Below are 24,979 nucleotides of genomic sequence, written 5' to 3'. Positions count from 1 at the left end.
TTTTAAATCCCTAAGATGCTTTTTAATAAATTCTCATCTGTATCTCCGCCTGCAAAATCATCAAAACTACGCTCTGCCGCTTCAATAATATGTTTTTGTATAAAAGGCGCACCTTCTCTCGCACCTTGTTCAGACGACTTTATACAACATTCCCATTCCATAACAGCCCAGACGTCGCAGCCATGGGTGGTTAATTTTGAAAAGATTCCTGAGAAATCTACCTGCCCATCCCCTAACGAACGGAAACGGCCTGCCCGATCCTTCCAGTCGGAATACCCGCCGTAAACCCCCTGTTTGCCCGTAGCATTAAATTCGGCGTCCTTAACGTGGAAGGCCTTAATACGCTCATGATAGTAATCTATAAACGTTAAATAATCCAATTGTTGTAATATGAAATGACTCGGATCGTACAAAATATTGGCCCGATTATGATTTCCAGTGGCTTTCAAAAAGCGCTCAAAAGAAATACCATCATGCAAATCTTCTCCAGGATGCAGTTCATAACAGACGTCTACCCCTTGTGCATCAAAATGATTTAAAATAGGAAGCCAACGCTTCGCCAATTCTTCAAAACCCATATCCACCAACCCGTTGGGGCGTTGCGGCCACGGGTAGACGGTATGCCACAACAACCCTCCCGAAAATGTAGCATGCGATTTTAAACCTAAACGACCACTTGCCGTTCCTGCTTTTTTTACAATATCTATAGCCCATTCGGTTCTCGCTTTAGGGTTGCGTCTCACTTTATCAGGTGCAAAACCATCGAACATGGTATCGTAAGCTGGATTTACCGCTACCAGTTGCCCTTGCAAATGGGTAGAAAGCTCGGTTATTTCCAACCCATAGGCGTTGACCTTCCCTTTCAGCTCATCACAATACGTCTGACTTGTAGCAGCTTTATCAATATCTATTAATCCAGGTTCCCAAGTAGGAATTTGGATGCCTTTATAACCTAAATCTGATGCCCATTTACACATACCATCTAAAGTATTAAATGGTGCGTCGCTTCCAGCGAACTGTGCTAAAAAAACAGCAGGTCCTTTAATCGTTTTCATAACATAAATGTTTTATAATGTGGTCCAAGTTCCATTATTAGCGTCACTTTTCACAGCGGCATAGATAAATTTCATACCCCTAACGCCCTCTTCAATGCTTGGATAATCTGGTTTTTCAATAATATTTCCGTTATTAATAGCTGTAAGATGCTCCGCGAAATTTTTATAAATGGTCGCAAATGCCTCTAAATATCCTTCTGGATGTCCTGCCGGAATTCTAGAAACATTCAGGGCTTCTGGATGCAGACCATTTCCGTTTGGGGTATACACCTTTTTAGGCTCGTCTAACCAACGCGTAATCAACTCATTGGGATTCTCTTGATGCCACTCCAAACTCCCTTTGGTACCATAAACTTTAATGGCCAAATTATTTTCTTCACCTAAGGCTATTTGCGAAATGGAAATACTGCCTTTTGCACCATTTGTCATTCTAATCAGCATATTACCATCATCATCCAAAACACGCCCCGCTCCAAACGTTCCAAGATCGGCAGCAATTTCATGGATTTCTAGTCCTGTAATGTAAGCCATTAAGTTTTCGGCATGCGTTCCTATATCACCTAAAGCGCCACCAATCCCAGATTTTTTAGGGTCGGTTCTCCAGGCCGCTTGTTTATTATCGGTCGTTTCCACCGTGGTAGACAACCAGCCTTGTAAGTATTGAACCTGTACTTTTCTTATGGTTCCCAACTCGCCATTTGCAACCATTGCTCTCGCTTGTTTTACCATAGAGTTCCCGGTATAGTTATGGGTTAAGGCAAATAGTTTCCCACTACTTTTTATAAGCTCTTGAAGCGCAATCGCCTCTTCCAGCGTTAAGGTTACTGGTTTATCGCACACCACATGGAACCCATTTTCTAGAGCCATTTTTGTGGGCGGAAAATGCATATGATTAGGTGTAACAATCGCAACAAAGTCCATCCGAACCTCCTCAGGCAATGCCTTTTCTTTCAAAATCATCTCTTCAAATGAACCATAGCACCTATTGTGGTCTAAATTCAAAGCCTTCCCAGAAGCAATTGATTTTTCGGCCGTGCTACTAAAGGCACCACACACCAATTCTATCCTTCCATCAATGGAAGCTGCTTTTCTATGAACATCGCCAATGAATGAGCCGGTGCCTCCACCAACCATTCCCATTCTTAATTTTCTTGTCATTGTAATATTTATACGTGTTGTGTTGTAACTGTTTTATATTTTTTCATGTAGATATTTAAACCTACAAATGCCGCTATAAGTATGGCCGGTAAAATAGACATGGTACGCAACGCCTCGCCAGCACTACCCGTATCCATAAGATTACCCATAATAGGCAATACGATAGATACCGAAAACATACCTGCACCCCCCATTATGGAAAGCCCTAAAGCTCCAGTTTCTGGCAAATACTCTGCGACAAAACCCAACATGGTAGGCCAAAAGAATGTCACTCCCACGGCAAATACAGCTGCGGCTGCAAATACCATCCCGCCACTAGCAAGAGTAAGCAACCACAAGCCAATAAATGTAAGTATAGCCGAGTACAACAACATTCCGGAGGGCTTTAATCTATGAACTACTTTCCCTGCAAACAATCTTCCTAACGCCATAATACCATTTATAAACGCCAATACCAATAACGGTGCAGCAACCGATTCTTTTAAAAGCGATTCGATTCGTTGTGTGGTTCCTAATTCTGATGCTGCCGTTAAAAGCATGCAAAACACCATAAATAAAAACAAGGGTTTAAACACGCTCAGGAACATTTTCTTATTACTAATTCCTAATTGAACCCGCTCTGTAATAGGCATGTTTTGACCAAAAAATAAAACGCCATAAATGATTAAGGGTACAAATAAGGTGGCCACCATAACTTGCCAGCTTAAGCCCATAACATCCATGATAAGCCAACCTAAAACAGCCCCAATGACAATCCCTCCAGGGAACCAAACGTGAAACCTGTTTAACATTTTTGTTTTCTCAGTACTATAAAGAGAAGCCACCATAGGATTTAATGCGGCCTCTACCATACCATTCCCTATCCCGATACATAATGTAGCCACAAAAAGAGACGTCATGGAGTCTGCCATCAACGTTAACACAATCCCTACGGCATGTGTTACAAATGCCATCCAAGTGATTTTTTTTATGCCCAACAAATCGACTAAAGGCCCTCCAATAATCATGGCAATTGTAAAGCCAAAAAACGCTGGAGCAAAAGCATATCCCAATTGCTCTAAGGTTAAGCCTACGCCTTCTGGACCAAAAACGGTTTCCAGTCGGGCTCTAATAGCAAAAGTCATGGCTGTAGTAATCAATGCTAGGCAACTTGCTAGAAACAGTCTGTTTTTATTAATGTGTTCCATATTCAAAATTTAGTTTAGTTTTTTTATATTACGAAAGTTGCTTGCCCACTTTAATCAATAAATCGCGCGTTAATTCAATACCTTGATCTTCAGAAACCCCACTGCCCTCATATTCGATACCCACAAAACCAGCATACCCTGCATCTTTAACCATACCCATGACTCTCAGATAGTCAATAGTAGTCTCATTGCCTTGCGCATCAAAAGCATAGGATTTCGCACTTATAGCTTTTGCATACGGCAACAACTCTAACATTCCTTTATAACGGTCATACGCATCAACACACTGTCCGTTTTCATCTTTTTCTATACAAAAATTTCCAAAATCGGGCAACGTACCACAATTTTCATTTTCAATTTTCGAGAATACCCGTGACATCCATTCACCATGGGATGAAAACCCTCCATGATTTTCTACCAATACATTAATATTAGAGCCTTTTGCAAAATCTGAGAGCTTTGATAAAGAATCAACCGCAGCCTTTACAGCATCGTTTTCTTCAACACCACCAGCCAGATTTACCCGAATAGCCTGACAACCTAATACATGTGCAGCTTCCACCCATTTGTAATGGTTTTCTATGGCTTGAGTTCTTTTTACTTTATCAGCATCTGCCAAATGGCCTTCACCATCTATCATAATCAACACATTCTGTTGCCCTTCAGAATTGGCTCGAGTATTCATTTCTTTCAAATAAGCCATGTCTTTTGCTTTATCTTTAAAAAAAGCATTGACATATTCTAGGCCTTCGCAACCAAAACTTCTAGATTTAGAGGCAAACTCCAAATGGTCCATTTTCTTATCAAATAACGCTCGGTGCAAAGACCATTGGGCTAAAGAAATTTTAAAGAACAACGATGGCGCTTTATCCAGCGTCTGTAAAACCTTTTTTCCTTTTTCAGGATTTTTACAGGCATATAACCCCATTAGGGAAAGTGCTGCACTTGCTTGAACTGTTCTGTTTAAAAAAAACCTGCGTTTCATATCATAAAATATTTTAAAAGCAATGCTGTTTAAAAGAATGCTTGTGAAAATTATGAAATTGAATTCTTTTTGATGTGTATTTTTATTCAGTGAAAGAAATTGAACAATTACTTTTCATCACAAACCGACTCCAAAGCCAAACCCTGCTTAGTTGCGCCATGATTAAGTCGATATTCATTTGGAGAACACTTTTCGTGCTTTTTAAAAACAGTTGAAAAATATTGACTTGTAGCAAAACCGCACATATACGCCACCTCCGTAATAGTTAAAGCTGGATGTTCCAAAAGCGTTTTCTTTGATAATTCTAGCCGCTTAATGGTTAAATATCGCATAGGAGTTAAGTTGGTTAACTGTTTACAATGGTAAGTAAACCGTGTTAATCCAACACCAGCAGAGTGCGCCATACGTTCTATGGTCCACGAATCGGTTACATTATTATTAAGCTCGTCTAAAAACAATTTCACACTTCTAGAACTATCTGTTAAGGTTTCATTTAAAACCACATCGTCCGTGTCCATTAAATCCAAAATAAGAATCAACAAATAATTAATTAACAATCGAATTCTCGAAGCATTACTTCCATTTTTATCGGTATTAACCGCCTTGTTAATTCGGAGAAAACATTCCCGAACCCGCGGATTCGTTTTCCAAATGGATTTCTCGTTTTGCCTTAAAATAGTGGTTAACCTAGTAAGGTCTGAAGGCGTTAGCGTGATCCATTCTGGCCAAGTCCATTCTTGATGTGGCCTACGCACCCCCAAATCGATAATAACCCAATAAAACTTCCCCATGCCCACATGTGGGCCACCCACTTTATGCGCTTCCCAAGGGCGGGTTACCGTAAGATCATTAGGCTCCAAAACAACCTCCCTATGCTCTTGTGAATACGGCATGGTGCCTGATTCTAAAAAGTGAAATTCAAGCCCTTCATTCCTATGCCAGTCTAAACCCCAGTCTTGAGGCTCACTCGCATCCCAATACCCTATGCTATTAAGCCCAATGGTATTCTCATCCAACCTATCACCAGGATAAGTATGCCGTGCTAAGGCTTTAAATTTTATTTTCTTTCTTTTAAAAGCATCAATTAACGGCAAACACGTATCGGCATGGTACACAATACCATCTGCTTCATAAGGCTGTATTTTTTGTATATTTATTTTCACTGAAATAATTTGAACATTACTGATGCGCAAAATAGCTAATTTCCCAACCATTATGAATTTAATCAGCATTTACTTTAATCTTTGAGCAATTAGTAATAAATTCATAAATTAATTCTCAAATTGATTTAAAAAACACTCAATTTAGACAACATAAAACAATGACTTCAGAAAACATATCAGAATACCCAGAAGCTTATGATGCTATAGTAATTGGTACAGGCATCTCTGGCGGATGGGCAGCCAAAGAGCTATGTGAAAACGGTTTAAAAACCTTAGTTCTAGAAAGAGGCCCAAACGTTAGGCATATTGACGATTACCCAACCATGCATAGTGAATCTTGGGATTTAAAATACAGAGGAAAAGTCGATCCAGAAAAAATAAAGGGACACAGTATACACAAAAGAAGTGGATTTGTAAATGCTGAATCAGGACACTGGTTTGTTAATTACGAAGACCATCCCTATAATGAACCCAAGCGCTTCGATTGGATAAGAGGCTACCACGTGGGAGGACGCTCTATTATGTGGGGCAGACAATCCTACAGGTGGAGCGACATGGATTTTGAAGCTAATAAAGTTGATGGCCATGGTGTAGATTGGCCTATACGCTATAACGACATTTCCCCTTGGTACGATAAAGTTGAAGCATTTATTGGGGTTTCTGGAGAGAACAGAGGTTTAGCCCATTTACCAGACGGAAAGCTATCGGCCCCCATGGAATTGAATTGTGTTGAAAAGGATTTACAAAAAAACATAGAAGAGAATTTTGACGACGACCGACTTTTAATGATTGGCAGAGTAGCCAATAAAACAGGAGATGCCGTACATGAAGGGCGCTCCAATTGCCAGTACAGAAACAGGTGCATACGCGGATGCCCCTTTGGAGGATACTTTAGCAGCAACTCCTCTACCCTGCCAGCAGCAGAGCGTACAGGAAACATGCATTTACGGGCTAATTCCATTGCATACGAAATTGTATATGATGACACAACTGGTTTAGCCTCTGGTGTAAAAATAATAGATGCTGAAACCCATGAAAAAATATTTTTTAAAGCTTCAATCATTTTTAACTGCGCCTCAACGATAGCATCAACCAGCATCCTACTACAGTCTAAATCAAAGCGATTTCCTAATGGTATGGGCAATGATAGTGGTGAATTGGGACACAACCTCATGGATCACCATTATGGTGTTGGAGCTTCTGCCGATGTTGAAGGATATGATGACAAATATTACAAAGGAAGACGCCCGAATGGTTTCTATATTCCTCGATTTCAAAACTTAGGAAACGAGAAAACCGCGGCCAAAGATTATGTTCGCGGGTTTGGCTACCAAGGTGGCGCCAGCAGAACGGGATGGGAGCGTGCCGTTGCAGAACTAAGTTTTGGAAAAACATTAAAAGAAGAGCTCTTAAAGCCAGGCCATTGGAGGATAGGCATGACAGGTTTTGGAGAATGCCTACCTTACCATGAAAATAAAATGTCTTTAAATTATGATATTTTAGACAAATGGGGGTTGCCTACCCTGGACTTAGATGCTGAGTTTAAAGAAAACGAACTAAAAATGCAACAAGACATGATGAATCAGGCGGTTGCCATATTTAAAGCTGCAGGCTATAAAAACGTAAAAGGTCGCATTGGAACACCTATTCCTGGAGATTGTATACACGAAATGGGAACGGCTAGAATGGGTCACGACCCTAAAACTTCGGTATTAAATAAACACAATCAAATTCATGCTGTACCAAATGTTTATGTAACCGATGGCGCCTGTATGACCTCTTCTGCCTGCCAAAACCCGTCATTAACCTATATGGCATTAACAGCACGAGCAGCAAATCATGCTGCTGATATCTTTAAAAAAAATAAAACAAATTAAGATCATGAACAGAAGAACCGCTTTAAAAAATTTGACCATGGGATTGGGGTATGCCGTTGCGGCTCCAACCATTATGAACATACTAGCTTCTTGTACTGCTGAAACCAAAAGCTGGACTCCTGTTTTTTTATCTGAAGATGAAAAGGTCATGGTGACGCATTTGGTAGATATTATTATTCCTGAAACAGAAACTCCTGGAGCATTGGCGGTAAATGTGCCACAGTTTATAGATTTAATGTATCAAAATCTTGAAAAAGAAGACAACCAAAAGCTATTTAAACAGGGCGCAAATTTATTTGCAAATAAATTTGAAACAAAATTTAACACCCCTATTTCCAAAGGAAACAAAAACGATATCGCCGTATTGGTTTCAGAGTATTTTAATCTCTCCCATGAAGACTCTCAATTCGTGTTACACCAACAAAAATTAGCTATTCAAGATATTCCCGCTGAAAACATAAAGCACTATACCTTATACAAGTTTTTATTATCAGTACGCTATTATGCGCTTTTCGGGTATTATACTTCAGAAAAAATAGGTAAAGAAGTTTTGGTTTACGACCCCATACCTGGGGCATACCACGGATGCGTATCGCTTGATGAGACTACAAATGGAAAAACATGGACCTTATAAAAAATCACATTCTTATTGTTTTCGGCCTTTGTTGTCTGTTTAGCTGTAAAAACGCCATAATACCAAAATCAGAAGGAAAAGAAATACAAGTTATCGTTTTTTCAAAAACTTTGGGCTTTCGACATAGCTCTATAGAAAAAGGCATTACAAGCATCCAAAAATTAGGTCGTGATAATGGTTTTCATGTGGACACCACTGAAAACTCCGATACATTAATTTCAAATATTAAAAACTATGATGCTGTTATTTTTTTAAGTCCATCTGGCGATATATTTTCAAACGAACAGCAAGATGCATTTAAAACCTATATTCAAAATGGTGGAGGCTTTGTAGGCATACATGCTGCAACAACAGCTGAATATGATTGGCCATGGTATGGCACAATGATAGGGGCCTATTTTGACGACCACCCGAAACCACAACCCGCTACCCTAAATATTGTAAACCACAACCACCCTGCAAGCTCTTTTTTAGAAAACCAATGGTACACGTTTGATGAGTGGTATAATTTTAAATCTTTAAGTACAAGTATTCAAGTGTTAATAACCATTGATGAAACCTCATATACCGGTGGAAAACATGGCGAAAACCACCCCATAGCATGGTATCACAATTTTGAGGGTGGTCGCATATTTTACACCGCTCTTGGCCATGCCGATGCGAGCTATAGCGACCCGCTGTTTCTAAAACATATTTTAGGCGGTATTGCATATGCCACAGGTACAAACGCATTATAATACTATATGAATTAATGTTTTGCATTTTTTATTTTTCAACACGCGTGAAACTTAGTTTTTATAAAAAAGGAAACACGGCACTGTTTCTTACTGAACATTTTCTCTTTGATTAAGCCTGAAAAACCAGTGAACATATTGCCTTTTAAATTCAAAATAAAAATGATGCAACACCTAAAAAAAACATTAACCATTATAAGTTGTTTAACACTATTATTAAGCTGTAAAGACAAAGATCACAGAACCACTTCCACTCCTGCTAAAACACAGTGGGTTAAACTCTTTAATGGTAAAAATCTAGAGAATTGGATCGTGAAAATTAAAGGGTATCCTGCTGGAGAAAACTATAAAAACACCTTTATTGTAGAAGATGGCTCTATAAAAGTTAATTATGATGAATATGAAGATAGGTTTAACAACACCTTTGGTCATCTATTTTACAACCAAGAATTCTCTAATTATAAATTGCGCCTTGAGTATCGTTTTACAGGCAAGCCATTAAGCGATGGTGCAGGTTGGGCAGCTGCCAATAGTGGTGTGATGATACATTCTGAAAATCCTGAAAACATGGGTCTAGAACAAAATTTCCCAGTATCCATAGAAGTACAACTCTTAGGAGGCCTAGGTATAGACGATAGATCTACCGGCAACGTTTGCACACCAGGAACCCATATTAGTATTAACGGCAAACAAACTACCGAACACTGCATATCCTCAAATTCCAAAACCTTTCACGGCAATCAATGGGTACGCTTAGAGATAGAGGTTTTAAATGATTTCTTAATTTCTCACAAAATTAATGGAGAAGAGGTTATGTTATACTCTAAGCCCGTAATCGGCGGGGATGTTGATGCCAATCACGATTACTGGAAGGCCAGGGCGGGTTCTCCACTAAAAAAGGGCTATATATCTCTTCAAAGCGAAAGCCAATCGACTGAATTTAAAAACATTGAAATATTAGAGCTTTAACAGCTTTATAGCAGCGCAATTAAATCGGAAACCTCAACCACCTCTCCTACCTGCATAGCACCGAGGGTGATACCCCCTACCCGAACACGAACTAAGCGCAAAGTAGGAGCTCCTACGGCAGAGGTCATTTTTCGTACTTGACGAAATTTACCCTCGTTTAAAACGATAGAGACCCAAGATGTAGGCCCATGCCTGTTATCGCGTATTTTCTGTGAGCGTTCTGGGAGCTTGGGAAGTTCATAAAGCTTAAAAGCATGACATGATTTAGTTTGATATTTTTTGCCGTTAACACCAATTTCAACACCTTTTTGTAATTTCCCTAGCGCTTCTTCAGACAACTCTCCGTCCACTTGCGCATAGTATTCTTTAGCTACCTTCTTACTGTTAACAAAGTCACTTATCCTACCGTCGGTTGTAAGCAACAATAACCCCTCAGAAGCTTCATCGAGCCGACCAATAGCCATGGTGCCTTTAGGGAAGTTATGAAGTGTTCCTAAGAATTTTTTAGATTGTTGCTTGGAAGCATTACTTGTAAACTGACTTAAATACCCATACGGTTTGTAGATAATATAGTGTCGATGTTCAGGGCTAGGCTTTGTCATTTATACGTTTTCATTTTAAAATTCCATGTATGTTTACCAAACAACACAATACTTAAATGAAGGCTCAAATTTTTAGAGTTGAGTTTGTTTTTAAATTTAGCTGAAGATTTATTAAAATAGTTCGTGATACTATATTTCACATCCCTACCCTGTTCTTTTAATATCTTATAAGTTTGACAACGTAGATAAGGCGCCAAATTTCTGCCCCTATACGCATGAAAAGTCCACATATTTAATAGGTAGGCTTCATGGGCTTTCAGTTTAAACTTTCTTCCTTTAAACTCAAAGTCCTTTAACTCTACAAAAGTATAGGCCGCCAAGTCTCCATTATGTTCCAAACCAAAACATAATTGACCATTTTCAATCCCTTTTATGAGCTCATAAAACTCTCTATCAGATTGAAAACTTCTTAACACCTCTATCTCTTTAAGCCCTATTTCCTTAACGACAAAGCCCGAAGCCCCTCCCTTAACCTCTGGTAATTTACAAGGCACCACTTCTTCTTGAACCCAGTAATAAGGCTCAATATCAAGGCCTGCTTTAGCCAACCTATTCCTTATGCCAAAAAGAAATAAGCCATTTTTAATAACCCCCTTATATCTTTGTAATTTAGATATGCTTTTATGTTTTTCTTTGTCCATAATACCACTAAAAAAACCCTAGTTTCCGTTTATCTTAAGCAAAACGTCCCTTTGCTAAATTATACCAGCCCCTATCGTTTTATTTTGAAATCCATATGATAAATATACATCATGAACGGGCGTTTATCAAAAATTATCGCTTAAAATACTATAAACTAGCTCTCTAGTGGGTTTCTGTCCGTTAATTTTAGATTTAACGACGTCGAAGGTCACTTTAAAATCACAACCCGACTTATATGCGCTACAACCATAAGCAGTATTCCCTTTAATAACAGTGCCTTTTTTACATTTGGGACATAGCAGTTCTGATGGTTTTACATTATGGTCCAGAGGTTTGTTAGCCGCAGTCTTTTTTTTAGGTTCTAGTTTCAATTTAAAATGCTCATCAAAACGAACTAAGCCTTCCTCTGTTCCAGCAGCTGTTTTAAAACCTTTTAAATTTACGGTACTTCCTTTTTGAAGGAGTCTTAAAAATTGTTTCTCTGATATTTTTTTATCCTTAAAAATAAAAGGCAAAACAAAATCACAGCCCGATTTAAAAGCACTGCATCCGTAAGCAGATTTCCCTTTTAAAAGCGCTCCTTGTTTACATTTAGGGCATAACTCTGCAAGAATCCCTTTCGTTTCCTTTTGCGCCGCCTTAACTGCTCTTTTTTTCACGGTAACAGCATGGGAAATATTGGCCCGCTTGGTTTCGCTGCGTACTTCGAACACTAAAGCATCTACCATGCGCTTCATGTTGTTTATAAAAGCGGTGGCACTAAATTCCCCTTTTTCGATATCTTTTAATTGCTTTTCCCACGACCCTGTGAGTTCTGCCGATTTCAACAAATCATTTTGGATGGTATCAATCAATTGAATCCCTGTATCTGTTGGTAATACTTGTTTTTTGTTCCGCTTTATATATTTTCTTTTGAACAAGGTTTCTATAATATTGGCACGGGTGGAAGGTCGTCCGATACCGTTTTCCTTCATCAAGTCCCGCAACTCATCATCATCCACTTGTTTCCCTGCCGTTTCCATGGCGCGCAGTAAGGACGCCTCTGTAAATTGGTTGGGGGGCTTCGTTTCTTTCTCCAAAAATGAAGGTTCATGCGGACCTTTTTCGCCTTTAACAAAGCTTGGTAGAATCCCTGAATCTTTTTCTTTGGTTTCTGAGGTTTCAAAAACTACCCGCCAACCTTTTTTTAAGATTTCTTTTCCTGTAGTCTTAAAAGACACTTCTGCTGCTTTACCTATAACCGTGGTATTAGACACCATACAATCTTCATAAAAAACCGCAATAAACCGTTTTGTTATAATATCATAGACCTGCTGCTGGTTGTACTGCAAATTCGTTTGCATACCCGTTGGAATGATAGCATGGTGATCGGTTACTTTTTTATCGTTAAAGACTTTGGACGATTTCTTTATCTTTTTCCCTAAAAGCGGCTCGGTTAAAACCGAATACTGGGTAAGTTTTTGAAGAATACCATGAACTTTAGGATACACATCATTTGGTAAAAAAGTAGTATCAACTCTCGGGTACGTTACCACTTTTCGTTCGTATAAGGCTTGAACAATCTTTAAAGTCTCATCTGCCGAAAACCCAAACTTGGTATTGCAATACACCTGCAATCCCGTTAGATCAAAAAGCTTGGGGGCATATTCCGTACCTTTCTTTTTAGTAATAGATTCAATTTCAAATTCACTTTCTTTCACTTTATTGGCTAAAACCTCACCATCTTCCTTTTTAAAAAAACGGCCATCTTCATAACTAAAAAGCGTATTTCTATAAAGCGTTTGTAACTCCCAATAAGGTTGTGGCTTAAAGTTTTCTATTTCTTTAAACCGATTGACCACCATGGCCAAGGTAGGTGTTTGCACACGCCCAACCGATAACACTTGTTTATAACCGCCATGTTTTACTGTATATAATCGGGTCGCGTTCATACCCAACAACCAATCGCCTATAGCTCGAGAAAACCCAGCATAATATAAATTATCATAATTTTCAGAAGGCTTTAAGTTTTCAAAGCCTTCTTTAATCGCTTCTGTAGTTAAAGAAGAAATCCAAAGGCGTTTCACTTCCCCCTTATAACCTGCTTCATTCATTACCCAACGTTGGATAAGTTCTCCTTCTTGGCCAGCATCCCCGCAATTAATAACCAGCTCTGCTTTGTCAAATAAGCTTTTTACAATTTTGAACTGCTTTTGTATTCCCGAATTTGCCACTACTTTCGTTTCAAATTTCTCGGGAAGCATGGGTAAGTTGTTTAAATCCCAACTTTTCCAATAAGGCTTATAATCATTAGGTTCTTTTAAAGTACATAAATGCCCAAAGGTATAAGTTACGGCATAACCATTACCTTCAAAGTAACCATCGCGTTTAGTATTTGCTCCTAAAACAGCAGCGATTTCGCGGGCAACACTTGGTTTTTCGGCTATACAAACTTTCATAATTCATGTTAAAAAAGGAAGTGCAAAATAGAACTTTTAGAAGGGATATTAAAGGGGACTTGTTAGGAGTTATTAACTACTAAAAAAAAACTTGACTTCCCATTACAAACCTTTCGCATCTATTTTTATTTACACCGTCCATAAACGCCATTTCCAGGTGCCAGGTTCATTTTTAAACGAAAATCTTTTGGCGACATAACGTCACGCTCATTCGCATTCGCAATTAAATGGATGCGTTTTAATAAGGCCGCATTTGTTGCGAGTTTTGTTCTTGCCATATCATACCAAATATTATCTTCAAGCCCCACCCTAACTCCTCCTCCAATAGCTACGGAAAGCGAGTTCATTTTTAATTGCTCGTTTCCTATTCCTGCTAGACTCCAGCATGCCTGTTCTGGAAGATCGTTAACCATAATCCCTGAATGTAATAAATTGGCCTGAGAACACGCTATATTTCCAAATAGCAGATTGAAATAATATGGCGCTTCTATTAGTTCTTTTTTTTCTAAATATTTCGCATAATTAATCATCCCTATATCAAAAACCTCCAATTCTGGCACAATCCCTTTTTCTTGCATTAGCGCCGCTAGGCTACACACCATCTCTGGTGCATTGATACTCGCCGTTTTATTAAAATTAAGCGAACTAAGGGTTAAACTTCCCATGTCTGGCTTTAAATTGCCCTCTAACAATAAAGGGTCGCTTCGTTTATCCAATTCTCCAAAATCCCTTCCACTTAAAGAGACACAAATGACCAGTTCGGGAGCATATCTTCGAATACCCTCAATAATATCCCCATAAACTTCTTTTTTATAGGTTGGCATTCCGGTAACGGCATCTCTAGCATGCAAATGCACCATGGTAATACCTATTTCTGAAGCTAAAAGCACATCTTCCACTATCTCCGAAACCCCCACTGGAACATGAGGCGTCATCGCTTTTGTAGGAATCATACCTGTAGGCGTAAAATTTATAATTAAATCGTTTACCATAACCGTCTTATTTCCAAAAATCTAAGACTGAATGTATTTCTAATCCTCTTAAAAAAAAAGAAAATTAGATTAACTTACTATTTGAGCGGATTAATGGACATAAAAAAGAAAACAACAAGCATCGATCTCTCAACTTATATTAACACCATCTGTTTTACACAACTCTAAATTTAAACCAATGATAGACAAGGCAAAGGAAGCCCAAAACAACAGTTTGTTTTATATTTATTATCCCAAAAAACTATCTATTCTTAAATTAAATGGAGCTAAAAATGTACGCCACATCGATTTCATAGCAAACGAAATACCTACACAACTCTTTTTAAACTGTAGAAATGTTTTCTAAAACCAAAACCTCTGCAAACGAGAACATACAGGTGTTGCGCCAGAAGCTACCACTCTCTAAGCTTGTTAAGGGCTTCTAATGCTTCTATTTCTTTTTGTGGAATGACTTTTAAGAAGGATGGATGTTGCTCAATAGCATACTCTATTTTGGTAACGATGTCATCGGTAGTATCATTGTCATAATCAATCTCTAGAGGTGCTTTAATCTCTATCGATTGTAAAATATTTTTCTTTTTAATGCGCAAGCCTTTTTTATCAAAAGAACGTCTAAACCCATCAATAACAATAGGTACAACCACAGGTTTATAGCGCTTTATAACATGTGCAGTTCCTTTTCGAATGGGCTTAAATGGGGTGGTGGTTCCTTGTGGGAAGGTAATTACCCAACCGTCATCCAAAGCCTTTGCAATACTAGAAATATCACTCATTTTTACCTGTCTGTTCACTTCTTTACCTTCAGAACGCCACGTGCGTTCGATACTGATAGACCCCATATAAGCCAAAATTTTTGGTAACAAACCTGCCTTCATGGTTTCTTTTGCCGCTACATAATAAATATTCAATTTGGGATCCCAGATATAGCCCACATTTTTTATAGAATCTAAACGGCCACTTAAACTAGCATTGAATACATGAAACATAGACACGACATCTGCAAAATAGGTTTGATGGTTTGAAATGAACAACACGTTGGTATCGGGCAAGTTTTTAATAACTTCTGAACCCACAATCTGTAATTCATTAAAGCCCCTAAAACGTCTGTGAGTAAGCACACCAAAAATTCTGATGAGCCATTTCTTTACAAATAATATATGTCCGAATGGATTTCGTTTAAACAATCCCATAAATCAAGCTTCCAATTAGGTTAGTGATATTAATTCCACAAATGTAATAAATCTACAAATTACATGAGTTCTTTTAGAAGGTCTTTAATTTCACTTAGCATCATGGCCGTTGCCCCCCAAACGATATGATTGTTCAACTTATAGGCAGGCACCTCTGCATCAACATGGTACGAAGTAGAAACTATTTCCCTTATTGTAAAATTATCATCAAAAAATTGCTGTAACGGAATTTCTAAAATGCTTTCCACCTCATCTTCTTGCCTAATAAAGTGGGGCGTTGTTTTGGAAATCGCCATAAAAGGATGAACATAAAAATTACTGGGAGGAATATAAATTTGTGATAATGGGCAAACGATTTCCATATCGGCGATAGGCACCCCAATCTCTTCAAAAGTCTCCCTAACTGCGGTATCTTGTAAAGATGTATCTTGCGCCTCCCTCTTTCCGCCAGGAAACCCCACTTGTGCAGAGTGCACCCCTTTATAAGTGTTCCTTAAAATTAAAATAAAATGGGTCTCCCTATCTTGATCCGGATAAAAAAAAGCCAATACACCAGCACTTTTAGCGTTTTTGGTCACCTCTTGTTGGTTTTCTAATACCCCCTGTCTAAAAGAAGGCGCCATTTTAAACTGAGAGGATTCGGCTGGAAGCGGTATATTCTTTATTTTTGAAATTCGTTTTAAAAACTCGTCAAAATTCATAATATGCGACTAATAAAGCTCATTTGTATTTCTATATGTTTTCTGAATTGTGAAGATAAACAATCTAAAAATAAAAATGCAATTAAAACTGAGACACCACAAGAGGTTGTTACAGACTCTATAGCAACAGATATAACTGCCAAAAAAAGCATTTCTGAGGATAAAATAGCACCAGAATTCCCTGTACTAACAGACTCCAATACAGCTATGGAGTTCTTTTTAGAATACGAAAAGAAAAACAAGGAAAATAAAGTGCGCATTACCACAGATTTGGGGCACATTGATATTTTGCTTTTTGAAGAAACAAAATTCCATCGTGCCAATTTTATTTATTTAACAAAACGCAATTATTTTAACGGCACACAGTTTTACCGTGTTATTGATAATTTTATGGTACAGGCAGGCAATAGCGATGACAAGAAAACTGCGAGAAAACGCACGAAAATTGGAAGGTATTTGCTACCAACTGATACAAAACGGGGCTTTAAACATGATAGGGGCGTTATCTCCATGCCTAGTGGAGAAATTGAAAACCCGCACAAGCTCGCCTCACCTTATGAATTTTTTATTGTACAACAGCATGGGGGCTCTCATTTTTTAAATGGTGATTATACCATTTTTGGAAAAGTGATAGATGGCATGGATGTCGTAGATAAAATTGCAAAGGTTAAAACGGATGATGGCGATTGGCCCATGAAAAACATTTACATCCGCAAGGTTGAAATCATTAAATAAACCCTAAAAACACCTATAGCACCCTTATTCTTCTAAAGAACAACTCAATCTAAGGTGTTAGAATAAACGGTGGGCAATGCAATTTTAAATTTAACCGCCAACAGCCTTGCTAAAATAACAACCAAGCCCGAAATGATAAACACCCAATTATCATCTATAGGAAACTCCCTTAATATGAAATAAACAACACCGCCTAGAATACATGCCGTAGCGTAAATTTCTTTTCTAAAGATGATGGGTATTTCATTACATAAAATATCTCGAATAACCCCTCCAAAACTAGCGGTCATGGTTCCTAAGGCAATACAAATAAAGGGGTGCAGTTCTATACTTAGCCCCTTTTCTATACCAATAACCGTAAAAAGGCCAATACCAATGGTATCAAACAAAAACAAAGAGGTTCGCAAGTAATTAAGTTTGTTTCTAAATATTATCGCAAATAATGCAGAAACTAAAATAACATAGGTATACATCATATCAACCATCCAAAAAACAGGACTATTACCAATAAGCAAGTCCCGAAGCGTACCTCCGCCAACAGAAGTAACAAAAGCAATAATTAATATGCCAAACAAGTCCATTCTCATTTTCATGGCTACCAACACGCCAGAAATGGTGAAAGCGATGGTTCCTAAAATCTCTACTGTATAAAACATAGTTTTTTTATTTAATTCAATAGCCTTTAGGATTTACCCGTGACAATATGTTTATTTTAAATGGACCTCAGCACCTTTTGTGCTATCCGCAATTCCTATCGTGTATATTACAATATTCAAAATACAAAACCTCTCTTTACCCTCTTCAACCTTGCTCAGGGTAAGCGATTCACACACTTTTTCTAAAAAAGAAAAAGTGGTTCTCTGCTTACATGTTTTGGGTATAAAAATTATAATCCTTTAATATTACATCTATAAACTCGATATCCGTTTTTTGTTTTCTTTCTTTAATGCTGGTAACCTCCATTATCTTATTACGCAATTTCACTAATGTATTGTAATCCTGAATTTTTCTTGCATTTATAAACGTTTCCTTAATAATGCGCGCATCATTATCCGATAATTTTACTACATCAGGATAGCTAGGCCTATAGTCTTGTTTTAAATGCTCCAAAATAGTATGACTTATATTTACTTGGTCTTTCAACAGAATGACTGCTGTTCCCGCCGCCATATCACCTAAACGCTGTGACTTTTTACTGGAAGAAATTATAAAAAAACCGAGTCCAAAAATATAAATATCTACAATCCTGAAAAACCACCGCACCACATAATCTGAAAAAGAAGCTTGAAAGCCATCAATCTTAACCACTCTTATTTTCATCATTTTTTTTCCTAAGGTTTGCCCTTCTAAAAACGACTCCAATGCCAACGTATAAAACACCACAGGAAAACTAAGGATGGTATTTAGCCCTATTTGCGACCACCTATCCATATCCTCAAAAAGGCCAAACATGCTATTTAAAACAATCAAATACCCTATCTTTATCGCATTATCAATTACAAAAGCCACCAAACGTTCTCCTGCTCCAGCAGCCGTGAATTTTATTTTTACATTTTGGGTGGTGTTAATTTGTAACTCTGACATTTTATTTTTTAATTTGAATTCGCTTAAGCTTTCTAAACAAATTCGGGCAAATTTCAGATATTTTTAGGACATAGAAAAAGTTCGAACGAACTTTATCACATATATGAGAGAAGTTGCATTTATCAAGCAAAATAAAGACAAATGGTTAGGCTTTGAAACCGCTATTTTCAACAACAATTTCAACAACCCGGATGAGCTGGCTTCTCAGTACATTCAAGTTATTAATGATTTAGCATACGCCCAAACCTTTTATCCCAAAAGCAAAGTGATTGTTTATTTAAACCAACTTGCTGCCAAAGGATTTCAGAAAATTTATAAAACCAAACGCGAAGACACCCATCGCATTTTAAGTTTCTGGAAAACAGAAGTGCCCTTGCTTGTGCACCAATATAGAAAATATATCTACATTGCTTTTGCCATTTTTATACTGTTTACCTTTATTGGGGTCATTTCTGCTGCTAATGATGCTGAATTTGTGCGTTCTATTTTAGGCGACCAATATGTTAATATGACTTTAGAGAATATAGAAAATGGCGACCCGGTGGCGGTCTATAAAAGCGGCAGTAATTGGGGCGGTTTCATCGGCATCACAGTCAACAATTTAAAAGTAGGCATTATCGCCTTTATATTAGGGGTTTTTGGCGGTATTGGCACGGTTTATATCCTTTTTAAAAATTGTATCATGTTAGGTTCTTTTCAATATTTCTTCTACGAAAAAGATGTGTTTTGGGAAAGTGTTCGTGGTATTTGGATCCATGGCTCTATGGAGATTTTTGCCATCGTAATAGAAGCTGCAGCAGGCCTCATTCTAGGTGCCAGCATCTTATTCCCCAATACCCACTCGAGAATGACCTCCTTTAAACAAGGGGCTAAAACAGGAGTTAAGATATTAATAAGCACCTTTCCTTTTACATTTTCCGCGGGTTTTTTAGAAGGTTTCGTAACCCGATACTCCAACAGTATGCCCAATTGGCTCTCTGTATCTATTATTTTATTTACACTAGGTCTTATCAGCTTTTACTATCTTGTCTACCCCTTTAAAGTATATAGAAAAGCACAACTTAGCATCTTAAATCCTGCTTTTTGATGTTGAACAAACGCCTTGTCTATATCTGTTGGATATTATGCTTCTTTTTTCAGAATCATATAGGTTTTGCTGTATCCCATACGCAACATCCACAATATAACAATCAATTCGACACCGATTTTAAAACCCGTTATTCTGGATCTAAGTATGATTATAATGGCCAGGACATTATTGGCCACACAGCCTCTGGAAGCGGAGAAATAGCCGATTATAAGAATCAAAAAAACAAGACTAAAGTAAAGAACAACGAAGATGTCCTGTCCATGAATTTAGGAGCCCTCGATTGGCTTTTCATTATAGCCCTTATTGGCGCCGTGGGCTATCTCGCTTTCTTACTATTAAATGAAGGTGGTAGCGGCTTATTTTCGAGACGCCAACATCAAAAACTTAATAAAAGTGGAGAGATTACTGCAGAAAACATCGAAAACACAAACATCCAGTCTCTTATAAACATTGCAGAAAATGATAAAGATTACCGACTGGCCATTCGCTACCACTATCTACTGGTCTTAAAAACCTTAAGCTTAAAAAAGCTTATAAAATTTGAGGATGACAAAACCAATGCCGATTATTTAAATGAGTTAAGCCATCAGCCTTTTGTTGAAAAATTCAGCTACACCTTATATTTATACAATTATACTTGGTACGGCGAGTTTGATGTCGATAACCACCAGTACAACACAGCCAAAACCAATTTTACCAATCTTTTAAATGCCATTTCATAATGAAAAAACCTGCATCTATTTTCATTATTACTGCAGCGGTTATCGCTCTGGCTTTCCTACTAGATATTCGGTTTACCAAAGTGATAGACTGGGAAGAATCTTTTGATGAAAAGAGCAACAAACCTTATGGAACAAGCATTTTTCACAAAGAGTTAAAAACCATTTTTAAAGACCAAAAGCTACGTACCGTTTATCATACGCCTTCCAGTTATTTATATGCTAATTCTGAAATGGGCCATGGCGAACATGTTGCAAAAGGCAATTATATCATCATTGGCCATTCAAATTATATACATTATGAATCTGTTAATGCTTTGCTCTCTTTTGCAGAAGCTGGAAACACGGTATTTATTTCAGATTATCATCTACCCCAAGTAATGATGGATACGCTAAAGTTAAACGTGCAATATATTTTTAATGAGAAAGACAGCACCTCTGCACTTAGCTTTACAGACAAGCGTTTAGAATCTAAAAACATAGATATTGATAGGAATAAGGGCGATTATTATTTTTCAGAATTCGACACACATCACCACAGCATTTTAGGCCATTCGAGAATCGATGAAAAAAGGGTAAACTTTTTGGGTATTCCTTTTGGCGAGGGCTATATTTATTTACATCTTCAGCCTAAAGTATTTACAAATTACAATCTACTAAAAGACAACCGGTACAACTATGTAAACGGCTTACTTTCTTACCTACCTCAAACAGATATTTATTATGATTCGTATACGAAGATATATACCTCCTATGGTAGCGATGTAGAACCCAAATCAGATTTAGGTTGGTTTTTAGAGCAAACATCCTTTAAATGGGCATGGTACATGGCTTTACTTTTAACCTTGCTTTTTATGGTTTTTAATGCAAAACGCCGCCAACGTGTTGTTAAAGTGATTCATCCGCTTCAAAACACCAGCGTGTTTTTTGTTAAAACCATTTCTAATTTATACTTTGAAACCCAGGACCACAAAAACCTGATAGAAAAAAAAATGGCGTATTTTTTAGAACATATTCGAAACGATTTAAAACTGGACACATCCAAATTAAACGACGAGTTTATCATAAAATTAACAGAAAAATCAGGTAAGAAAAAAGAACAGATTGCACAATTGATTCAATATATAAGTTGGTTAAAAAGCAAAAATGACTTTACTGAAACCAACCTTATCACCCTTAACAAACACATAGAAGCCTTCTACTCTAAATAATATGGAAAACCACACAAACCCAGAAAACCCATTAGACTATCAACCAAAACCTGATAGTAACGCTCCAGAACACCTAAGTGCTACACCAGAAAGCCCAACCAGTTTACAGTTTCAGAACCGTTTGGATGTATCGGAATTGCAACAAAACGTACAGCGTATCAAACAAGAAGTTGGTAAGGTAATTGTTGGACAGAAAGATATGGTAGACATGCTTATTGCAGCACTTCTCGCTAAAGGGCACGCTCTTATTGAGGGCGTACCTGGCGTTGCCAAAACCATTACGGCCAAACTATTGGCTAAGTCGTTAAGCGTAGGCTTTAGCCGTATTCAGTTTACACCAGATTTGATGCCCAGTGATATTTTAGGAACGTCTATTTTTAATTTAAAATCTTCTGATTTCGAATTTAAAAAAGGCCCTGTTTTCTCCAATATGATCCTTATTGACGAAATTAACAGAGCTCCTGCAAAAACACAAGCTGCACTTTTTGAGGTGATGGAAGAACAGCAAATCACTATAGACGGCACCCAATATAAATTAGAGTCGCCTTTTATGGTATTAGCCACACAAAACCCTATAGAGCAAGAAGGCACATACAGATTACCAGAAGCACAATTAGACCGTTTTTTATTCAAGATAGATGTAGATTATCCCAATTTAGAGGAAGAAATAGGCATTCTAACTAAAGAACATGCTTTAAAAGACGGTATTAAAACGGAAGCGATACACTCTTTTTTAACAGGCGCACAAATTGAAACCTATCAAAGTTTGGTCACCCAAGTGCTGGTAGAACAGCATTTGCTAAAGTACATTGCACAACTTATTTTGGCAACACGTAACAATCCCTATTTATATTTGGGAGCTTCGCCCAGAGCTTCCATTGCCATTTTAAAGGCCAGCAAAGCTTTTGCAGCTATGGAAGGGCGGGACTTTGTAACCCCCGAAGACATAAAACGTGCCGCAACACCTGTATTGCACCACCGTGTTATTGTAACACCTGAACGAGAAATGGAAGGAATGACTAGCAAAGACGTTATACAACAAATTATTGAAACTGTTGAAGTACCCCGTTAGTGTGCAGGTTAAAAAGGGGCACGATTACCAGTTCTAAAGCCAATACGAACTCGCTTTTTTAATATACATTACACACTTTTTTAGCCACTTATTTTCAACTAACACCAAAAAACTTGAAGTTTCTAAGTCCTTTTTACATACAGCCCCGATTTTTTTACGCAGGCATTGCCATTGTTTTGCTCTTTGGTTTAAGTTATTTCGTGCCCTTGCTTTTCATTGTCGCTCAACTATGTATTTTAATTTTAGGAGCCTTCTTTTTATTGGATGTTCTCATTCTTTTTACAGGAAATCAACTAGAAGCAGAACGTATTTTACCAGATAAATTTTCAAATGGCGATACAAACCAAATAGACATTCATATTAAAAACACTTATGGTATCCATATTTATATTGACATTATTGATGAAATACCCGAGCAATTTCAAGTTAGAGATTTTAAGATAAAGGTACATATAGCTCCAAAGCAAGCTAAAACCGTCCATTACGATTTAAAGCCTTTTGAGCGTGGCGAATACCATTTTGGAACTCTAAATATTTACACCACTTCCGTTTTCGGTTTGGTAGCCAAACGTTATACTTTTTGCAAAAACGCAATGGTACCCACATACCCAAGCTTTAAACAATTGCGGAAATTTGAATTGTTAAACATCAATAAAAACGCTTTACAATACGGTCTTAAAAAAGTAAGGCGCTTAGGGCATACTATGGAATTCGAGCAAATAAAAGAATATGTTTTAGGTGATGATTTGCGTACCGTAAATTGGAAGGCTACAGCCAAGAAAAATAATTTGATGGTTAATCAGTTTCAAGATGAAAAATCGCAACCTGTATATGCTCTTATCGATAAAGGCCGCATGATGAAAATGCCCTTTGAACAATTAAGTTTACTAGACTATGCTATTAATGCCACTTTAGTTATCAGTAATGTGGTTTTAAAAAAACAGGATAAAGCGGGCATGTTAACATTTTCTAAGAAAGTAGAAAATCGTGTTGTAGCAGAGCGCAGAACGTCGCAAATGCGGTTAATTTTAGAGAACCTATACAATGTAGATACCGATTTTTTTGAAAGTGATTTTGGCAGACTTTACGCAAATATCAAACAGCACATAAACCATAGGAGCCTTTTACTTTTATATACCAATTTTGAGACTTTGGATGCATTACATAGGCAACTCCCCTATTTAAAAGCCATTGCTAAAAACCACTTATTGGTGGTTATATTTTTTAAGAATACAGAACTTAACACCCTCATTAATGAAAAGGCAGAAACCGTCCAGCAAGTATATGACAAGGTTATTGCCGAGAAGTTCGCTTTTGAAAAGCGTCTTATCGTAAACGAATTAAAAAAATATGGTATTTACTCTATTTTAACCACACCACAAGCCTTAACTATCGACACGATTAATAAGTATCTGGAAATAAAGGCTCGGGGCTTGTTTTAGAAATTCAAAACTATATCATCGCTACTTTTTCTACAGATTTGTATAGCTATCGAAAAGCGCTTAATCATAAAAAGACCTAATAAGTATAGAGGTTCCTCCTCGTACCTCGTTCGGAATGACAAATACGCATTGATATTTCGAAAAAGGAAGCATGACGACGAGAAATCTCAACTCTAAAAAAATTAATCATAAAAACACCTAATAAGTATAAATAAGTATAGAGGTTTCTCCCTCATGCTTCGTTCGAAATAACAAAAAGCTCTCAGGCCTTTGCTTTATCTCTTAAACGGTTTCGCCCAGCCAAGCCTTCATCATCCAAACTGTTTTTTCCTGTTCTGAAATAAAATCACTCATCATAGCATTGGTGCCTTCATCATTAATATCACCCGATTTGTCTAAAATCTGTCTTTCAATGTTCAATAATTCAGATAAAGAATCTACAATTAATTGAACCGCCTTTTCATCTTGAGAAATGTTTTTCCCAACTGGCACTTGCGCTTCTTTAGAATAGTCATCAAAGGTATGCAAGGGTGTACCCCCTAATGTTAAAATACGTTCTGCTATGTTATCAACTTTTACATTAGCATCAGTATAAAGTTCTTCAAATTTTACATGCAAATCAAAAAAACGCTTCCCTTTAATATTCCAATGGATGCCTCTTAAATTCTGATAATAAATTTGGAAATTAGCCAATAAATGGTTTAAATCATTTGCCAAGTCTTTGGCCTTTTTGGAGTTTAATCCTAAGCTATTTAACGTCATAATATTTAAATTTTAGTTCTCTTATATCAAATTTAAT

24 protein-coding genes are annotated in these 24,979 nt (G+C 37.4%); 10 read left to right on the top strand and 14 right to left on the bottom strand.

The features are described from left to right. Positions 1–2: 2 nt before the first annotated feature. The 5 genes from ACFFU9_RS06530 to ACFFU9_RS06510 form a co-directional block, all read right to left on the bottom strand. Positions 3–1,055: a sugar phosphate isomerase/epimerase family protein gene (locus tag ACFFU9_RS06530; RefSeq protein ID WP_379860594.1), complete on the bottom strand. Its 1,053-nt coding sequence runs from the start codon at positions 1,053–1,055 to the stop codon at positions 3–5. A 12-nt stretch (positions 1,056–1,067) separates the two neighbouring features. Further along, complete coding sequence (locus ACFFU9_RS06525; protein ID WP_379860593.1) at positions 1,068–2,213, bottom strand: Gfo/Idh/MocA family protein; 1,146 nt, start codon at positions 2,211–2,213, stop codon at positions 1,068–1,070. An 8-nt stretch (positions 2,214–2,221) separates the two neighbouring features. After that, positions 2,222–3,400 (bottom strand): MFS transporter, encoded by a 1,179-nt coding sequence (locus tag ACFFU9_RS06520; RefSeq protein WP_379860592.1) that lies wholly within the window; start codon positions 3,398–3,400, stop codon positions 2,222–2,224. Between the two features lie 28 nt (positions 3,401–3,428). Then, positions 3,429–4,385 (bottom strand): sugar phosphate isomerase/epimerase family protein, encoded by a 957-nt coding sequence (locus ACFFU9_RS06515; RefSeq protein ID WP_379860591.1) that lies wholly within the window; start codon positions 4,383–4,385, stop codon positions 3,429–3,431. Between the two features lie 107 nt (positions 4,386–4,492). After that, positions 4,493–5,617 (bottom strand): AraC family transcriptional regulator, encoded by a 1,125-nt coding sequence (locus tag ACFFU9_RS06510; protein WP_379860590.1) that lies wholly within the window; start codon positions 5,615–5,617, stop codon positions 4,493–4,495. A gap of 89 nt (positions 5,618–5,706) precedes the next feature. On the opposite strand from ACFFU9_RS06510, the gene ACFFU9_RS06505 reads away from it, so the two are divergent. From ACFFU9_RS06505 to ACFFU9_RS06490, 4 genes are all read left to right on the top strand, one after another. Next, positions 5,707–7,425, top strand: coding sequence for a GMC oxidoreductase (locus tag ACFFU9_RS06505; protein ID WP_379860589.1), 1,719 nt, complete (start codon positions 5,707–5,709; stop codon positions 7,423–7,425). A gap of 4 nt (positions 7,426–7,429) precedes the next feature. After that, complete coding sequence (locus ACFFU9_RS06500) at positions 7,430–8,059, top strand: gluconate 2-dehydrogenase subunit 3 family protein (protein WP_379860588.1); 630 nt, start codon at positions 7,430–7,432, stop codon at positions 8,057–8,059. Further along, entirely contained in the window at positions 8,047–8,796 is a 750-nt protein-coding gene (locus ACFFU9_RS06495) for a ThuA domain-containing protein (protein ID WP_379860587.1), read from the top strand. Before ACFFU9_RS06500 ends, ACFFU9_RS06495 begins: the two co-directional genes overlap by 13 nt. Positions 8,797–8,955: 159 nt before the next feature. After that, positions 8,956–9,762 (top strand): 3-keto-disaccharide hydrolase, encoded by an 807-nt coding sequence (locus ACFFU9_RS06490; RefSeq protein WP_379860586.1) that lies wholly within the window; start codon positions 8,956–8,958, stop codon positions 9,760–9,762. A 5-nt stretch (positions 9,763–9,767) separates the two neighbouring features. On the opposite strand, the gene ACFFU9_RS06485 is transcribed toward ACFFU9_RS06490, so the two are convergent. The 6 genes from ACFFU9_RS06485 to ACFFU9_RS06460 all read right to left on the bottom strand — a co-directional run bounded on the left by ACFFU9_RS06485 (position 9,768) and on the right by ACFFU9_RS06460 (position 16,327). Further along, positions 9,768–10,364 carry a pseudouridine synthase gene (locus tag ACFFU9_RS06485; protein ID WP_379860585.1) on the bottom strand — a complete coding sequence of 199 codons (597 nt, stop codon included), beginning with the start codon at positions 10,362–10,364 and terminating at the stop codon, positions 9,768–9,770. Then, positions 10,361–11,005 carry a hypothetical protein gene (locus tag ACFFU9_RS06480; protein ID WP_379860584.1) on the bottom strand — a complete coding sequence of 215 codons (645 nt, stop codon included), beginning with the start codon at positions 11,003–11,005 and terminating at the stop codon, positions 10,361–10,363. Before ACFFU9_RS06480 ends, ACFFU9_RS06485 begins: the two co-directional genes overlap by 4 nt. A gap of 126 nt (positions 11,006–11,131) precedes the next feature. Further along, complete coding sequence (locus ACFFU9_RS06475) at positions 11,132–13,444, bottom strand: type IA DNA topoisomerase (RefSeq protein ID WP_379860583.1); 2,313 nt, start codon at positions 13,442–13,444, stop codon at positions 11,132–11,134. A gap of 125 nt (positions 13,445–13,569) precedes the next feature. Further along, positions 13,570–14,436, bottom strand: coding sequence for a beta-keto acid cleavage family enzyme (locus ACFFU9_RS06470; RefSeq protein ID WP_379860582.1), 867 nt, complete (start codon positions 14,434–14,436; stop codon positions 13,570–13,572). 392 nt (positions 14,437–14,828) lie between these two features. Next, positions 14,829–15,626 carry a lysophospholipid acyltransferase family protein gene (locus ACFFU9_RS06465; RefSeq protein WP_379860581.1) on the bottom strand — a complete coding sequence of 266 codons (798 nt, stop codon included), beginning with the start codon at positions 15,624–15,626 and terminating at the stop codon, positions 14,829–14,831. A 59-nt stretch (positions 15,627–15,685) separates the two neighbouring features. Beyond that, positions 15,686–16,327 (bottom strand): NUDIX hydrolase, encoded by a 642-nt coding sequence (locus ACFFU9_RS06460; RefSeq protein WP_379860580.1) that lies wholly within the window; start codon positions 16,325–16,327, stop codon positions 15,686–15,688. A gap of 3 nt (positions 16,328–16,330) precedes the next feature. On the opposite strand from ACFFU9_RS06460, the gene ACFFU9_RS06455 reads away from it, so the two are divergent. After that, complete coding sequence (locus ACFFU9_RS06455; RefSeq protein ID WP_379860579.1) at positions 16,331–17,062, top strand: peptidylprolyl isomerase; 732 nt, start codon at positions 16,331–16,333, stop codon at positions 17,060–17,062. A gap of 44 nt (positions 17,063–17,106) precedes the next feature. Here ACFFU9_RS06455 and ACFFU9_RS06450 read toward each other — a convergent pair whose 3' ends face one another. Next, a complete protein-coding gene (locus ACFFU9_RS06450) occupies positions 17,107–17,718 on the bottom strand; it encodes a trimeric intracellular cation channel family protein (protein WP_379860578.1) in 612 nt (203 codons plus the stop codon). Positions 17,719–17,926: 208 nt separating this feature from the next. Continuing rightward, a complete protein-coding gene (locus ACFFU9_RS06445; protein WP_379860577.1) occupies positions 17,927–18,646 on the bottom strand; it encodes an RDD family protein in 720 nt (239 codons plus the stop codon). Between the two features lie 103 nt (positions 18,647–18,749). Here ACFFU9_RS06445 and ACFFU9_RS06440 point away from each other — a divergent pair, with 103 nt between their 5' ends. The 5 genes from ACFFU9_RS06440 (at position 18,750) to ACFFU9_RS06420 (ending at position 24,180) form a co-directional block, all read left to right on the top strand. Further along, positions 18,750–19,733, top strand: coding sequence for a stage II sporulation protein M (locus ACFFU9_RS06440; RefSeq protein ID WP_379860576.1), 984 nt, complete (start codon positions 18,750–18,752; stop codon positions 19,731–19,733). Beyond that, positions 19,733–20,458, top strand: a complete 726-nt coding sequence (locus tag ACFFU9_RS06435; RefSeq protein WP_379860575.1) for a hypothetical protein — start codon at positions 19,733–19,735, stop codon at positions 20,456–20,458. Before ACFFU9_RS06440 ends, ACFFU9_RS06435 begins: the two co-directional genes overlap by 1 nt. Further along, positions 20,458–21,666 (top strand): DUF4350 domain-containing protein, encoded by a 1,209-nt coding sequence (locus ACFFU9_RS06430; RefSeq protein WP_379860574.1) that lies wholly within the window; start codon positions 20,458–20,460, stop codon positions 21,664–21,666. Before ACFFU9_RS06435 ends, ACFFU9_RS06430 begins: the two co-directional genes overlap by 1 nt. Position 21,667: 1 nt before the next feature. Continuing rightward, entirely contained in the window at positions 21,668–22,738 is a 1,071-nt protein-coding gene (locus ACFFU9_RS06425) for an AAA family ATPase (protein ID WP_379860573.1), read from the top strand. A gap of 113 nt (positions 22,739–22,851) precedes the next feature. After that, positions 22,852–24,180 carry a DUF58 domain-containing protein gene (locus tag ACFFU9_RS06420; RefSeq protein WP_379860572.1) on the top strand — a complete coding sequence of 443 codons (1,329 nt, stop codon included), beginning with the start codon at positions 22,852–22,854 and terminating at the stop codon, positions 24,178–24,180. A gap of 282 nt (positions 24,181–24,462) precedes the next feature. Here the strand turns inward: ACFFU9_RS06420 and ACFFU9_RS06415 are convergent, their stop codons facing one another. Beyond that, positions 24,463–24,942, bottom strand: coding sequence for a Dps family protein (locus tag ACFFU9_RS06415; protein WP_379860571.1), 480 nt, complete (start codon positions 24,940–24,942; stop codon positions 24,463–24,465). Positions 24,943–24,979: the final 37 nt, after the last annotated feature.

The organism is Mariniflexile ostreae (assembly GCF_042427585.1).
Taxonomy (GTDB): Bacteria; Bacteroidota; Bacteroidia; order Flavobacteriales; family Flavobacteriaceae; genus Pseudalgibacter; species Pseudalgibacter ostreae.
This window is presented reverse-complemented; position numbering and strand designations above follow the sequence as displayed.